General features: G+C 72.8%; 11 protein-coding genes. 8 read left to right on the top strand and 3 right to left on the bottom strand.

Annotation, left to right across the window (positions count from 1 at the left end; translation table 11 throughout):
- Nucleotides 1-78: 78 nt before the first annotated feature.
- Together ACIP93_RS01175 and ACIP93_RS01170 are read right to left on the bottom strand one after the other, a co-directional pair.
- A complete protein-coding gene (locus ACIP93_RS01175; protein ID WP_401754341.1) occupies nucleotides 79-3,027 on the bottom strand; it encodes a BTAD domain-containing putative transcriptional regulator in 2,949 nt (982 codons plus the stop codon).
- A gap of 100 nt (nucleotides 3,028-3,127) precedes the next feature.
- Nucleotides 3,128-3,262 (bottom strand): hypothetical protein, encoded by a 135-nt coding sequence (locus ACIP93_RS01170; protein ID WP_345221868.1) that lies wholly within the window; start codon nucleotides 3,260-3,262, stop codon nucleotides 3,128-3,130.
- On the opposite strand from ACIP93_RS01170, the gene ACIP93_RS01165 reads away from it, so the two are divergent.
- Nucleotides 3,261-4,598 (top strand): amidohydrolase family protein, encoded by a 1,338-nt coding sequence (locus tag ACIP93_RS01165; protein WP_401754338.1) that lies wholly within the window; start codon nucleotides 3,261-3,263, stop codon nucleotides 4,596-4,598. The two genes, ACIP93_RS01170 and ACIP93_RS01165, sit on opposite strands and share 2 nt — an antisense overlap.
- A 672-nt stretch (nucleotides 4,599-5,270) precedes the next feature.
- Complete coding sequence (locus ACIP93_RS01160; RefSeq protein WP_345221871.1) at nucleotides 5,271-5,609, top strand: MerR family transcriptional regulator; 339 nt, start codon at nucleotides 5,271-5,273, stop codon at nucleotides 5,607-5,609.
- Between the two features lie 75 nt (nucleotides 5,610-5,684).
- On the opposite strand, the gene ACIP93_RS01155 is transcribed toward ACIP93_RS01160, so the two are convergent.
- Complete coding sequence (locus ACIP93_RS01155; RefSeq protein WP_401754335.1) at nucleotides 5,685-6,611, bottom strand: NAD(P)-dependent oxidoreductase; 927 nt, start codon at nucleotides 6,609-6,611, stop codon at nucleotides 5,685-5,687.
- A 203-nt stretch (nucleotides 6,612-6,814) separates the two neighbouring features.
- Between ACIP93_RS01155 and ACIP93_RS01150 the strand changes: the two genes are divergently transcribed.
- The 6 genes from ACIP93_RS01150 (at nucleotide 6,815) to ACIP93_RS01125 (ending at nucleotide 13,973) form a co-directional block, all read left to right on the top strand.
- Complete coding sequence (locus ACIP93_RS01150) at nucleotides 6,815-7,168, top strand: YkvA family protein (RefSeq protein ID WP_401754333.1); 354 nt, start codon at nucleotides 6,815-6,817, stop codon at nucleotides 7,166-7,168.
- 96 nt (nucleotides 7,169-7,264) lie between these two features.
- On the top strand, nucleotides 7,265-8,212 hold the full coding sequence (locus ACIP93_RS01145) for a TIGR03619 family F420-dependent LLM class oxidoreductase (RefSeq protein ID WP_401754330.1): 948 nt from the start codon (nucleotides 7,265-7,267) through the stop codon (nucleotides 8,210-8,212).
- A 13-nt stretch (nucleotides 8,213-8,225) separates the two neighbouring features.
- Nucleotides 8,226-9,011, top strand: a complete 786-nt coding sequence (locus tag ACIP93_RS01140; protein WP_401754327.1) for an SDR family NAD(P)-dependent oxidoreductase — start codon at nucleotides 8,226-8,228, stop codon at nucleotides 9,009-9,011.
- A gap of 108 nt (nucleotides 9,012-9,119) precedes the next feature.
- Nucleotides 9,120-10,238 (top strand): LLM class flavin-dependent oxidoreductase, encoded by a 1,119-nt coding sequence (locus ACIP93_RS01135; protein ID WP_345221880.1) that lies wholly within the window; start codon nucleotides 9,120-9,122, stop codon nucleotides 10,236-10,238.
- 538 nt (nucleotides 10,239-10,776) lie between these two features.
- Nucleotides 10,777-12,519, top strand: a complete 1,743-nt coding sequence (locus ACIP93_RS01130; RefSeq protein WP_401754324.1) for an amidohydrolase family protein — start codon at nucleotides 10,777-10,779, stop codon at nucleotides 12,517-12,519.
- Nucleotides 12,516-13,973: an aldehyde dehydrogenase family protein gene (locus ACIP93_RS01125; RefSeq protein WP_345221884.1), complete on the top strand. Its 1,458-nt coding sequence runs from the start codon at nucleotides 12,516-12,518 to the stop codon at nucleotides 13,971-13,973. The genes ACIP93_RS01130 and ACIP93_RS01125 overlap by 4 nt, the downstream gene beginning before the upstream one ends.
- The last annotated feature ends 131 nt before the right edge of the window (nucleotides 13,974-14,104 follow it).

Here is a 14,104-nt window from a genome sequence, read left to right as displayed (position 1 = left end):
TGCCCCCCGACGCGACGGCTCCGACACCAGAAGAGTGCCGGGCGGCGATAAACGAACGATGAACGCCCGGGCCGAGGGCTATCCGGCCGCCACCGACGCCATCCGGACGCGCAGGTCGGACGCCTCCGGCGAGCCCAGGTCCTCGTAGTGGACGAGCGCCTCCTGCCAGCAGGCCTGCGCCCGGCCGGGCTGGCCGAGGCCGATGAGGGCCTGCCCGAGCACGGTGAGCGCCATGGCCCGGCGCCACCGCCCGCCGATGTCGTGCAGCACGGACAGCGCCGCCTCCGCGCCCGCGGCCGCCTCCGTGGGCCGGCCCGCGGCGAGGTCGGCCTCGGCGATGCGGCACAGCGTCAGCCCCTCCCAGATCCGCTGCCGGTTCTGCCGGAAGGTGTCCAGGGCCTCCGAGAGGCGGTCCCGGGCGGCGGACAACTGCCCGCTCCGGGTCAGGGCGAGCCCCAGCGCGTACCGCCCGTTGGCGCCGCGCAGCGAGTTGCCCATGGCGTCGTAGATCTCGGTGCCCCGCCGGGCGAGCGCGATGGCCTCCGCGGTGTCCCCGGTCGCCAGGTGGATGCGGGAGAGGTTGCACAGGGCACTGGCCTCGCCGGGGAGGTCCTGGCAGGTGCGGAAGTGGGCGATGGCCCGGGTCAGGAGCTCCCGGCCCTCCGCGTGCCGGTTCTGGTAGAGCGCGATGACGCCCCGGATGTTGTCGGCCCAGCACACGGGCAGCAGGTCCTGGGCCGGTCCGGCGGGGGCCGCGACGACCTGTGCCGCCTCGCGGTCCGCCTGGTCGAACCGTCCGGCGATCAGGTGCGCGTTGCTCAGCGCGACCCGGGCCCGGGCCTCCGCCCTGCGGTCCGCGCACCGTACGGCGGCCGCCAGCAGGTCCGCCGCCGTGGCCTCGTACTCCCGGGAGTTGGTGCCCGACTCCGCCAGGTCCACGGCGGTCCACAGCAGGTCGATCGCCCGCCGCAGGGTCGTGTCCCGGGCGGACTGCCGGATGCAGGCCAGCAGCGAGGGCGCCTCGGTGTACAGCCAGTCCTGGGCGCCGGTCCGGTCGGCGAAGACCAGGCCCGGGTGCCGGGTGTGCTCCAGGTGCTCGACCAGCCGGTCCCCCGGCCGCTCGATCGCGTACACCCCCGCCGCCGTCGCCAGGTAGAAGTCCAGCAGCCGCGACAGCGCCGCCGCCCGTTCCGTGGGCGGCTGCTCGTCCCGCTCCGCGCACGCACGCGCGTAGAGCCGGACGAGGTCGTGGAAGCGGTAGCGGCCCGGCGAGGCCGACTCCAGCAGCGAGGTGTCGACCAGGGACTCCAGCAGGTCCTCGGTGTCGTACAGCGGCAGGTCCAGCACGGCCGCCGCCGCGGCCAGCGAGATGTCGGGGCCGTCGGCCAGGCCCAGCAGGCGGAAGGCGCGGGCCTGGGCGGGCTCCAACTGGCCGTACCCCAGCTCGAAGGTGGCCTTCACCGCCAGGTCGCCCGCCTGCAACTCGTCCAGTCTGCGCCGCTCGTCCGCCAGCTTCGCGGCGAGGACCGAGACCGTCCAGGTGCGGCGCGCGGCCAGCCGGGCGGCGGCGATCCGGATCGCGAGCGGCAGGAACCCGCACGCGCCGACCACGTCGAGCGCCGCCTCGCGCTCGGCCGTCACCCGCTCCTCGCCCACGATCCGGGTGAAGAGCTGGAGCGCCTCGTCGGGCGACATGACGTCCAGGTCCACCAGGTGCGCGCCCGCGAGGTCGACCATCCGGGTGCGGCCGGTGATCAGTGCCGCGCACCCCGGCGTCCCCGGCAGCAGTGGCCTGACCTGCGAGGCGTCGCGCGCGTTGTCCAGCAGGACCAGGACCCGGCGGCCGTCCAGGGTCGAGCGGTACAGGGCGGCTCGCTCGTCCAGCGAGTCAGGGACCGCGGTCTCCGCCGTGCCGAGCGCGCGCAGGAACGCGCCGAGGACCGTCTCCGGCTCGGCGGCCCGCGCCCCCGCCCCCTGGAGGTCGACGTACAACTGCCCGTCGGGGAAGTGCGGCCGCGCCGCGTGCGCGACGTGCACGGCGAGGGTGGTCTTGCCGACGCCGCCGATGCCGGCGATCGCCGAGACCGCCATCACGCTCGTCTCGGCCTGCGCCAGCCGCTCGCCGAGTTCGCGTACGAAGGAGGCCCGGCCGGTGAAGTCGGCGACGGCGGCCGGGAGCTGGGCGGGACGCAGCGGGGCGGGCGCGACGGCGGCCGGGGCCTCGACCGGGCGGGCCAGCTCCTCGTCGGCGGCCAGGATGCGCTGTTGGAGGCGGGCCAGCTCGGGGCGTGGATCGACCCCGAGTTCATCGGCGAGCAGCCGGCGCGTGTCGGCGTACACGGCGAGCGCCTCCGCCTGCCGCCCGCACCGGTACAGCGCCAGCATCAAGAGCTCGCGCAGCCGCTCGCGCAGCGGATGGGCGGCGGTCAGCGCGGTCAGCTCCGACACCGCCTCCGCGTGACAGCCGACCTCCAGGTCCAGGTCGAGCCGGGTCTCGGTGAGCTGGAGCCGCCACTCCTCCAGCCGGGCCCGCTGCGACTCCGCGTACGGCCCCGGCACGGACGCCAGCGCCTCCCCGTCCCAGAGCCCGAGTGCCTCGCCCAGCAGGGTGCGCGCCGCGCACCGGTCCCCGGCCGAGCGGGCCTTGTCGGCGTCGGCGGCCAGCTCCTGCGCCACCGCCAGGTCCAGGGCGCCCGGCACGGGCCGGATCGCGTATCCGCCGGCCACGCTGACCAGCACGTCCGCGCCGAGTGCCTTGCGCAGGCGGGAGGCGTACGTCCGGATCGCGGCCAGCGCCTGGGAGGGCGGCTCCTCGCCCCACACGCCGTCGATGAGCTCGGCGGCGGTCGCGGTGCGGCCCTCGCGCAGCAGCAGCAGGGTGAGCAGGGCGCGCTGCTGGGGCGACCCGGCGGGCACGGGCTCGCCGCCACGCCAGGCGCGGACCGGTCCCAGGACGCTGAAGCGCAGGCCGGCGGGGGAGAGGCGGTCGTCGTTCGGCAGGCCGCGGCCGCCCGGTATGCCGTCCATCGCACTCCCTCTGCTGTTGCTTCCCGTGGCGCCCTTGTCCCGGCTCTTGTCGACAGGGCCAGTTTGCCCTGTCCATGCCGAGGGCGTCAGCAGGGGAACCTCAGAGGAACCTCAGGAATGCCGGTGCGGGGCGCGGCCGTCCGGTGCGCACGGGCACCTGACGGATCGTCAGATCGGCGGTACCGTGGCGCTCGTTGGAGCCAGGTGCGGTGACGAGCAGGGAGACGTGCGCCATGGACGCGACGACCGGAACGGCCCGAACGACGGGGACGGCCGGAACGACAGGAACGGCGGGAGCAGCCGGAACGACGGAAACGGCCGGAACGACGGAGGCGGCCGGAACAGCCGGGACGGACGGCTTCCCGAAGATCATCTCGGTGGACGACCACACGGTGGAGCCCCCCGGCGTCTGGCAGGACCGCCTCCCGGCCAGGTACCGGGACACCGGCCCGCGCATCGTGCGCGCCCCCCTGCGGGAAATGACCTTCCTGGGCGGGAAGTTCGCACCGGTGATGGGCGAGAAGGGCGACGCGGGCCCGATCGGCGACTGGTGGGTGTACGAGGACCTGCGCCGCCCCCTGACCCGCCTGGACACCGCCGTCGGCTACGACAGGGACGAGATCAAGCTCGAAGTCATCACCTACGAGCAGATGCGCCCGGGGTCCTACTCGGTCCCCGACCGGCTGGCCGACATGGACGTCAACCACGTGCAGTCCGCCCTGTGCTTCCCGACCTTCCCCCGCTTCTGCGGCCAGACCTTCACCGAGGCGTCCGACCGCGAACTGGGGCTGCTGGGCGTGCGGGCGTACAACGACTGGATGGTGGAGGAGTGGTGCGGCCCCGAGGCCCGGGGCCGGCTCATACCGCTCACCCTCGTCCCGCTCTGGGACGCGGAACTCGCCGCCGCCGAGGTCCGCCGCAACGCCGCGCGGGGCGTCCGCGCGGTCGCCTTCTCGGAGATCCCGCCGCACCTGGGCCTGCCGTCCGTCCACACGGACGACTGGGACCCCTTCCTCGCGGCCTGCGACGAGACGGGCACCGTCGTCGCGATGCACATCGGCTCGTCCTCGCGGATGCCCTCGACCTCGGCGGACGCGCCCCCCGCCGTCGGCTCGACCATCACCTTCGCCAACTGCTGCTTCTCGATGGTGGACTGGCTGATGAGCGGCAAGTTCGAACGCTTCCCGAACCTGCGGATCATGTACGCGGAGGGCCAGATCGGCTGGATCCCGTACATCCTGGAGCGCGCGGACGTGGTCTGGGAGGAGAACCGGGGCTGGGGCGGAGTCGCGGACAAGGTGCACCGCCCGCCGTCCGAGCTCTTCGCCGAACACGTCTACGGCTGCTTCTTCGACGACGCGTTCGGCCTGAGGAACCTGGACGCGATCGGCGTCGGCAACGTCCTGTACGAGACGGACTACCCGCACTCGGACTCCACCTGGCCGCGGTCGCGCGAGGTCGGCGAGGACCAGATGGGCCACCTGGCCCCGGACGTGGTGGACCGCATCGTGCGCGGCAACGCGATCGACCTCCTCGGCCTGACCCCGGAGGGCCTGTGGCCGGGCAGGTGAGGGGCGGCGCGGCCCGCCGGGGCCCTTACCCGTGACCGCCGACTGCCTCCTTCGGGCGCCACCGAAAATCTGCCCTGGCGAAGGTAGACATTCGTTGGCTACAGGGTTATGGTTTTTCTTGTAGCCGAGATCGAGAGATCGAGCAGGGCTCGCCAGACACGAACTGGCGGGCAGCAGTACCGAAGTACCGCAGTACGCAGAACGGCCCGGTGGCGGAGTGTCGAAGCCAGGGAATGTGCAGGACGGCGACGGGACTGGCGACCGGACCGGGTGGCCCGCAGTGATCAGGGGCCGCCACCCGCAGTACCCGCAGTACCAGCAGTGCCCGCAGTGAGAAGTACCCCGCAGTACCCCCGCAGTACCGAAGTAGCAGTACGGCAAGTTGTTCCCAGAGGGAGAACGGAGGAGCCAGACGCCATCAGGATCGCCCGGGTGGAAGAGTGAGCGCCCGGGTACCGCAGGACATCGCGATAGTGAGGTGGTCTCCGGTCAAGCAACCGCGATCCCCGCAGCCCCGGCGCAGTATCGACCGGGTAGGCGGAAACAGAAGGTCGGCGCAGTACTCAGGCCGACAGATGGTGTAGCAGTTCCTTCGGGGCCCTGGTGCGAAGAGCACCAGGGCCCCTCCACGCGTTCCATCGGAGAGGTGCACATGACAACAGTGAGGTGCCAATGACAGTGGATGATTCGCTCGGCCGTCTCGACGACGATGACTACCCCGCCTACACCATGGGCCGGGCCGCCGCACTCCTCGGCACCACGCAGGGCTTCCTGCGCGCCATCGGCGAAGCCCGGCTGATCACCCCGCTCCGCTCCGAGGGCGGCCACCGCCGTTACTCCCGCTACCAACTGCGCATCGCCGCCCGCGCCCGGGAACTCGTCGACCAGGGCACCCCCATCGAGGCCGCCTGCCGCATCGTGATCCTTGAGGACCAGCTCGAAGAGGCCCAGCGGCTCAACGCCGAATACCGCCGCGCCGCCGAACCGCAGACCTCCCCGCCGTCCCCCTGACCCGACCCGCAGCGCAACGGGGCGGTCCGGCGCCCGCGCCGCACCGCCCACCGTCTGCGACGTCCGGCGCCCGGCTCAGACCCGGGCCGGGAGGCGCAGGTGGGTGAGGGCCGAGGCGGCGGTGTACTCCGTTTCGCCGACGGCGATGCGGTGCTTGAGCTCCGTCACCGTGCGGTCGAAGTGGTCCGGGCGGACGCCCGCCTCGCGGGCCGCGTCGGCCATGTTCTGGGCGGCGGCCACCACCAGGTCCATGGACTGGGCGTAGGCGGGCGGGGCCGGGGAGTCGATGTCGGCGGCCATCACCGGGACCATCCCGAGCATGCTCGTCAGCCAGGCGACCACGTGCGGGGCGAAGTCCGTCGCGGTGGTGCCCGGGTGGGAGGTGGCCACCGCCGTCGCGTGGAGGAAGCCCGCGAACATCATGTCCATCGCGCTGAGCAGCGCCAGGTCGTAGAGGGAGGCCAGGGACACGTCCGGGCCCAGGTGGTGCGGGGTGCCCAGCACCGCGAGGGTGGCGCGGTGCTGGTCGAAGGGGTCCTGCGCGCCGCTGTAGAAGAGGAAGGCCTCCGGTGTCGCGATCTGGTGGGGGACGGCCATGATGCCGCCGTCGAGGTACGTCGCCCCCAGGGCCAGCGCCCACGCCTCCGTCTCGCGGGCCTGGGCCGGGGTGCCATTGGTGAGGCTGACCAGGGTGCGGCCGTGGAGGGCCCCGGCGGCGGGGGCCAGCAGGGCGCGCTGGGCGGCGTAGTCCAGGACGCAGGAGATCGTGAGGGGGCCGGCCTCCAGGGCCTCGCGGACGGATCCTGCCAGGTGCGCGCCGCGTGCGACGAGCGGGGCCGCCTTGGCGGGGGTGCGGTTCCAGACAGTCACCCTGTGGCCCGCCGTGAGCAGGGCGTCGGCCAGGGCGTACCCCATCAGGCCGAGGCCCAGGACGGTCACCGGGGGCTTCGTGACCAGGGGGGCCAGAGGGGACAGGGGGGTCTCGGTGGCGGGTGCGGGCATGGCGGAGCTCCCTTGCGGAGGGGGTGGAGTGGGGCCCGAGTGGGCTGCGTCCAGCTTCGGGGCCCGTGCCGCCGCGCTCAAGTACGCACTTAAAGGTGGGTGGTCGGTGCACCCGGGGGAACCCGGGAGCGGTGCGTGGCGGAACGGCTTCGTCCGGGTACACGGAGGGGGACGCCCGACGGGCGGAGCGACGAGGAGGGCATATGAGTGACGGGACGGTCGTCCTGCTGGTCCTGGCAGGGCTCGCGGTCGTGGCGATGGTCGTGTTCGCCGTGATCCTGCTGGTCAAGATGGTGAAGGCCCGGAAGCTCCTGACGGAGGCGGGGATTCCGGTCGAGAACAAGGTCCTGTTCTGGGGGGCCGTGGCGTATCTCGTCAGCCCCGTGGATCTGCTGCCCGATCCCGTGCTGCTCGACGACATCGGGGTCATGCTGATCGCGCTGCGGTCACTGTACGCGGCCGCCGAGAAGGCGGGCGTGGGACGCGGGCGCGGACGTGAGCGGCGGGAGCGCCGGGAGCCGGCGGCGGTCGAGCGGGCCGACTGGCCGGTCAGGTAACCGGCGGCGTTCCACCCCTTGCCTGACGGTCCGTCAGCAATGACGATGGGGCGGTCGTCACGCCGTTGACGGCCCGTCAGATCAGGGGGTCAGCTCATGGTCCGGGTCCTGCCCGAAGGGCGGCTGTCGTACGGGATGCAGCTTCCCGTGCAGTCGCAGAGCGTCATCTACGCGGAGGGGTGGGAGGCGGCGGCCGGACCGGCCGAGCTCGCCGAGGTGGCACGTGTCGCCGACCGCAGCGGATTCGCGTACATCGCGGTCTGCGACCACGTCGCCGTTCCGCGCCGGCTGGCCGACGCGATGGGCACGGTCTGGTACGACCCGGTGGCCACCCTCTCCTATCTGGCCGCCGTCACCGAGCGTGTGCAGTTGCTGAGCCATGTGGCGGTGGTGGGGCTGCGGCATCCGCTGGCGGCCGCCAAGCAGTACGCCACCCTGGACCACCTCAGCGGGGGGCGGCTGGTGCTCGGGGTGGGGGCCGGGCACGTGCGGGAGGAGTTCGCCGCGCTCGGCGCCGACTTCGCCGGGCGCGGGGCGGTGCTGGACGAGTCGATCGACGCGTTGCGGGCGGCGCTGGGGCCGGAGGAGTTCCCGGAGTTCGCGGGGGAGCGGTACGCGTTCAGCGGCCTCGGGCAGCGTCCGCGTCCGGCGCGGGAGCGGGTCCCGGTGTGGGTGGGCGGGTCGTCGCCCGCAGCGGTGCGCCGGGCCGCGGTACGGGGCGACGGCTGGCTGCCGCAGGGCGACCCGCGCGCCGAACTCCCCTCGCAGATAGCGAAGTTGCTGCGCCTGCGCGACAAGGCGGGGATCGAGGAGCCGATCGAGATCGGGGCCATCGCCGAGCCGCTGTACGTCGGTGCGCCGGGATGGGACGTCGGGCGGCGGACGCTGACCGGCGCACCGGACGCCGTCGCCGAGTCGCTGCGGGCGTACCGGGCGATGGGCGTGGACCAGATCCAGGTGCGCTTCCGCAGCCGGGGCGTGGACGAACTCACGGAGCAGATGGCGGTGTTCGCCGCCGAGGTGGCACCGCTCCTCAACCAGTAGGGGTGTGGTGGGCATGGGCAAGCTGGACGGCCGGGTCGTCGTCGTGACGGGAGCGGCGCGCGGGCAGGGCGAGCAGGAGGCGCGGCTCTTCGCGGCGGAGGGCGCGAAGGTCGTGCTCGCGGACGTGCTGGACGAGCAGGGGGCCGCGCTGGCGGCGGAGCTGGGGGAGAAGGCGGCGCTGTACGTCCACCTCGACGTGAGCCGCGAGGAGGACTGGACGGCGGCCGTCGCCGCCGCCAAGGAGACCTTCGGGAAGATCGACGGGCTGGTCAACAACGCCGGCATCCTGCGCTTCAACGAGCTGCTGAACACCCCGCTGGCGGAGTTCCAGCAGATCATCCAGGTCAACCAGGTCGGCGCCTTCCTCGGCATACGCACCGTCGCGCCCGAGATCGCGGCGGCGGGCGGCGGCACCATCGTCAACACCGCCTCGTACACCGCGCTGACGGGAATGGCGTACGTCGGCGCCTACGCCGCCACGAAGCACGCGATCCTCGGCCTGACCCGGGTGGCGGCGCTGGAGCTGGCGGCGAAGGGCATCCGGGTGAACGCCGTGTGCCCCGGGGCGGTGGACACGGCGATGACCGACCCGGCGTCGCTGGACCCGGACGCGGACCCGGTGCGGGCCGCGGCGGGGGTGGCCGAGCTCTACCGGAAGCTGGTGCCGCTGGGTCGGATCGGCCGCCCGCGGGAGGTGGCGGCGCTGGCGCTGTTCCTGACCTCCGAGGACTCCTCGTACATCACCGGACAGCCGTTCGTGGTGGACGGGGGATGGCTCGCGGGGGTCTCCGTGACCTGACCGCCATCTGATGGGCCGTCAGTATTGACGGTCCGGTGGCGCGGTGGAACAGTCGGTCGCACAGAGAACTGACGGTGCGTCAGAAAACCTCAAGGACGGTGAACTTCAGTGGAGTTCGGTCTCTTCGTGCAGGGTTACGTGCCTGCCGCGCGTGCCAAGGTCGACCCCGAGGCGGAGCACAAGGCTCTGATCGAGGAGACCGAGTACGTCATCCAGGCGGACAAGTCGGGGTTCAAGTACGCGTGGGCGAGCGAGCACCACTTCCTGGAGGAGTACTCGCACCTGTCGGCGAACGACGTGTTCCTGGGGTACCTGGCGCACGCCACGGAGCGGATCCATCTGGGGTCGGGCATCTTCAACCCGCTCGCGCCGGTGAACCACCCCGTCAAGGTCGCGGAGAAGGTGGCCATGCTCGACCACCTGAGCGGGGGCCGGTTCGAGTTCGGGAGCGGGCGGGGGGCCGGGTCGCACGAGATCCTGGGCTTCATGCCGGGGATCACCGACATGAACCACACCAAGGAGATCTGGGAGGAGACGATCTCCGAGTTCCCCAAGATGTGGCTCCAGGACGAGTACCAGGGCTTCCAGGGCAAGCACTGGTCGCTGCCGCCGCGGAAGATCCTCCCCAAGCCGTACGGGAAGGCGCACCCGGCGATGTGGTACGCGGCCGGGTCCCCGTCGTCGTACGCGATGGCGGGGAAGAAGGGGCTGGGGGTGCTCGGCTTCAGCGTCCAGAAGGTCGCGGACATGGAGTGGGTCGTCGAGTCGTACAAGACGGCGGTCAAGGACGCGGAGCCGGTCGGGGCGTTCGTCAACGACAACGTGATGGTCACGTCCACCGCCATCTGCGCCGAGACGCACGAGAAGGCGGTGCAGGTGGCGGTGAACGGGGGGCTGAACTACCTGCAGTCGCTGCTGTTCCGCTACCACGACACGTTTCCGCGGCCGGAGGGGATTCCGGAGTGGCCGGAGCTGCTGCCGGAGTACAGCGAGGAGATCATCGAGCTGCTCATCGCCGAGGAGCTGATGATCTGCGGGGACCCGGACGAGGTGCTGAAGCAGTGCCGGCGGTGGGAGCGGGCGGGGGCGGACCAACTGTCGTTCGGGCTGCCGATCGGGGTGTCGCGGGAGGACACGATGAACACGATCCGGCTGATCGGGGAGCATGTGATTCCGGGGATCGACACGGATCCCGTGCACCGGACCTCCCGGATGCGCCAGGGATGACCCCCCGGGGGGGGCGGCCCATCCCCCCTGCCCCCGGCACCCCCTCGGCCACCCCCCCTCACCCCATGAACAACGGGCCCGCCCTTTCCCCCACCCCCTTGGACTTCGCAGCCACCCTGCCACCCCCATCCCCTCGGGCGTCGCAGTTGCCCCGCCGCCCCGCCTCCTTGGGCGACGGGGCCGCCCTTCCCGCTTCCCTCGTCCCCTTGGGCGACGGGGCCGCCCCAAGGGGGCGGGACGGGCGGGCAAGGGGGCGGCCCCTCCCGCTCTCGGCCCACCCGGGTGCCGCCCCCTGCCCAAGCACCTGCGCCGGGCACGCGACTTCGCCCAGGCCGAGACCCCAGCCCCGTACCGGACGCACAGCCCCGCCCGGCTCGGGCAGAAGGGGCCCCGGACCCGCCCCTTTCCCTAAAGCGCTCGCCGCGCGGCTGCCTCCGGTTCACTGCGGGGGCGTCGTGGCTGGTCGCGCAGTTCCCCGCGCCCCTGAAGGGGCGCCTCGCGCGGCCGGCCGGGAAGAGAATGAAACCGAGAGGATCCCATGCTTGAGCACCTCATCCGCAACGCCACCCTCGTCGACGGCACCGGCACCCCCTCCCGCCCCGCCGACCTCGGCATCCGCGACGGCCGCATCGCCGCGATCGCACCCCCCGGCACCCTCACCGAAGCGTCCCGCACCGAGGAGGACGCCACCGGCCTCGTCCTCGCCCCCGGCTTCGTCGACCCGCACACCCACTACGACGCCCAGCTCTTCTGGGACCCGTACGCCACCCCCTCCCTCAACCACGGCGTCACCACCGTCGCCGGCGGCAACTGCGGCTTCACCCTCGCGCCCCTGCACCCCGACCGTCCCGAGGACGCCGACTACACCCGCCGCATGATGTCCAAGGTCGAGGGGATGGCCCTGGCCGCGCTGGAAGAGGGCGTCGACTGGTCCTGGTCGTCCTTCGGCGAGTACCTCGACGCCCTCGAAGGGCGGATCGCCGTCAACGCGGGGTTCATGGTGGGGCACTGCGCGCTCCGGCGCTACGTCATGGGCCCCGACGCGGTCACCGGCCGGCAGCCCACCCAGCAGGAACTCACCGAGCTCGTCCGTCTCCTCCACGACGCCATGGACGCCGGCGCCTGGGGGTTCTCCACCACCCAGTCCTCCACCCACTCCGACGGCGACGGCAGGCCCGTCGCCTCCCGGCACGCCCGCCCCGCCGAACTCCTCGCCCTCAGCAAGGCCGTCGGCGAGCACGAGGGCACCCAGATCGAAGCCATCGTCGCGGGCTGCCTCGACCAGTTCGACGACGCGGAGATCGACCTCCTCGTGGAGATGAGCGCCGCCGCCGGACGCCCCCTGAACTGGAACGTCCTCACCGTCGACGCCGCCGTCCCCGAACGCGTACCCCGCCAGCTCGTCCCCAGCGAACGCGCCCGCAAGGCCGGCGGCCGGATCGTCGCGCTCACCATGCCGATCCTCACGCCCATGAACATGTCGCTCGGCACCTTCTGCGCCCTCAACCTCATCCCCGGCTGGGGAGACGTCCTCGCCCTGCCCGTCCCTGAGCGGATCGCCAGGCTCCGCGACCCGGTCGTCCGTACGGAGATGCTCCGCCGCGCCGACTCCAGGGAGGCCGGCGTCTTCCGCCGCCTCGCCGACTTCGGCAGGTACGTCATCGGCGACACGTACAGCCAGGCGAACGAGGGCGTCAGCGGCCGCGTCGTGCGCGACATCGCCGCCGAACGCGGCCAGGACCCCTTCACCTGCCTGGTCGAGATATGCGCCAACGACGAGCTGCGCACCGTCCTGTGGCCCATGCCGCCCGACAACGACCCCGCCTCCTGGGCCCTGCGCCGCGAGACCTGGACCCACGAGGACGTGCTGCTCGGCGGTTCCGACGCCGGGGCCCACCTGGACCGGATGTGCGGTGCCCCGTACACGACCCGCTTCCTCGGCGACTGCCTGCGCGGCCGCAGGCTCCTGCCCCTCGAAACGGCCGTGAAGATGCTCACCGACGACCCCGCCCGGCTCCTCGGCCTGCGCGACCGCGGCCGGATCGAGGAGGGCTTCCACGCCGACCTGGTCCTCTTCGACCCGGAGCGCGTCGACGCGGGCCCCGCCACCCTCGTACACGACCTGCCGGGCGACAGCCCCCGCCTGGACTCCAAGGCGCTGGGCATCGTGAGCGTCCGCGTCAACGGCGTCGAGACCATCCGCGACGACCGGGTGACCGGCGCGGTCCCGGGCACGGTCCTGCGCTCCGGCCGTGACACGAGGACGGTGAGCACCAGGTGACGCGCCGGCAGAAGCTGTTGATCGGCGGCGAGTGGGTCGAGCCCGCCGCCGGGCACTACGAGGTGATCGACCCCGCCACCGAGGAGGTCGTCGGCCTCGCCCCCGAGGCGAGCAAGCAGCAGGTGCACGAGGCGGCCGCCGCCGCCCGCGAGGCCTTCGCCTCCTGGTCCAGGACCCGCCCCGAGGAGCGCGCGGCCGTTCTCGACCGGGCCGCCGACATCGTCCGGCGCGAGGCGGACGCCTACACCCGGCTCGCCCGGGCGGAGACCGGCGCCACCACCGGCACCGCGCGCGGCATGCAGGTCGCGGTGGGCGAGGCCCGCTTCCGGCGGTACGCGAAGGGCGCGCTGGAGCCGACCGAGACACCGCTCCCGCCGCAGATCAACGAGGCGGGTCCGATGGGGCGGGCGGGCGTCTTCGGAGCCGTCGAAGTCCGCCACCCGGTCGGCGTCGTCACCTGCGTCACCTCCTACAACAATCCCTGGGCCAACCCGGCCGGCAAGATCGCCCCCGCCCTCGCGACGGGCAACACGGTGCTGGTGAAGCCCGCCCCGCAGGACCCGCTGAGCGTCTTCGCGATGGCGGAGGCCCTCACCGAGGCGGGCCTGCCGCCCGGGGTGCTCAACGTCGTCAACGGCGCGGCGGTCGGCGTCGGCGAGGCGGCCGTGGCGGCCCCCGACGTCGACATGGTCAGCTTCACCGGCAGCACCGAGGTGGGCCGGCGCATCGCGGAGGTCTGCGGACGCGGCATGAAGCGCCAGCTCATGGAGCTGGGCGGAAAGGGCGCCGCGCTCGTCTTCGAGGACGCGGACCTCGACGCGGCGGTGCGGGGGATCGGCACCACCTTCTCCTTCTACAGCGGCCAGATCTGCACCGCCCCCACCCGGGTGCTGGCCCAACGTGCGGTGTACGAACCCTTGTTGGAGAGGCTGCGGGCGTACCTCACGCATCTGAGGATCGGCGATCCGAAGGACCCCGGGACCGTCGTCGGCCCGGTCATCTCCGCCGCCCACCGCGACCGCGTCGAGTCGTACGTCGAACTCGGCAGGAAGGAAGGCGCACGTCTGCTCGCGGGCGGTGAACGGCCGTCCTTCGACCGGGGCTTCTACGTCGCCCCCACCCTCTTCGCCGACTGCACCAACGACATGCGGATCGTCCGCGAGGAGATCTTCGGGCCGGTCGTCGTGGCCGTCCCCTTCGACGACGAGGAGGAGGGCGTCGCGCTCGCCAACGACAGCGACTACGGCCTGATCGACTACGTCTGGTCGGGGGACGTGGCGAGGGCCTTCCGGGTCGCCCGCCGCCTGCGCGCCGGAGGCGTCGGCGTCAACACCGTCGGCCGCAACATGGAGGCCCCCTTCGGCGGCTTCAAGCAGAGCGGGGTGGGCCGCGACGTGGGCTCCTACGCCCTGCGCGCCTACAGCGAAGTGCAGGCGGTGGTCTGGCCGGGCTGACCGCCCCTGCCGTCCGTCCGCCGCTCGGAGTGGAGGTGCTGTGGCGGTCCGGTGCGGCTCTTGAGATGTCAACGAGCTGTTGTGCGCCGTCTCTTGACTGTGTGTCAGGTGACGGCGATCCTCGACGGACC

Origin of the sequence: Streptomyces sp. NPDC088745, from assembly GCF_044751045.1 — a bacterium.
Taxonomy (GTDB): Bacteria; Actinomycetota; Actinomycetes; order Streptomycetales; family Streptomycetaceae; genus Streptomyces; species Streptomyces cremeus.
Note: the sequence above shows the minus strand (reverse complement) of the source record. Positions and strands in the feature narration are given on the sequence as shown.

What these genes read in the sequence shown, in the direction of transcription:
- ACIP93_RS01145 (WP_401754330.1), top strand. Translation starts at nt 7,265, where the DNA reads ATGGTCCGGGTCCTGCCCGAAGGGCGGCTGTCGTACGGGATGCAGCTT.
- ACIP93_RS01160 (WP_345221871.1), top strand. Translation starts at nt 5,271, where the DNA reads ATGACAGTGGATGATTCGCTCGGCCGTCTCGACGACGATGACTACCCC.
- ACIP93_RS01170 (WP_345221868.1), bottom strand. Translation starts at nt 3,262, where the DNA reads ATGGCGCACGTCTCCCTGCTCGTCACCGCACCTGGCTCCAACGAGCGC.
- ACIP93_RS01165 (WP_401754338.1), top strand. Translation starts at nt 3,261, where the DNA reads ATGGACGCGACGACCGGAACGGCCCGAACGACGGGGACGGCCGGAACG.
- ACIP93_RS01155 (WP_401754335.1), bottom strand. Translation starts at nt 6,611, where the DNA reads ATGCCCGCACCCGCCACCGAGACCCCCCTGTCCCCTCTGGCCCCCCTG.
- ACIP93_RS01150 (WP_401754333.1), top strand. Translation starts at nt 6,815, where the DNA reads ATGAGTGACGGGACGGTCGTCCTGCTGGTCCTGGCAGGGCTCGCGGTC.
- ACIP93_RS01140 (WP_401754327.1), top strand. Translation starts at nt 8,226, where the DNA reads ATGGGCAAGCTGGACGGCCGGGTCGTCGTCGTGACGGGAGCGGCGCGC.
- ACIP93_RS01130 (WP_401754324.1), top strand. Translation starts at nt 10,777, where the DNA reads ATGCTTGAGCACCTCATCCGCAACGCCACCCTCGTCGACGGCACCGGC.
- ACIP93_RS01175 (WP_401754341.1), bottom strand. Translation starts at nt 3,027, where the DNA reads ATGGACGGCATACCGGGCGGCCGCGGCCTGCCGAACGACGACCGCCTC.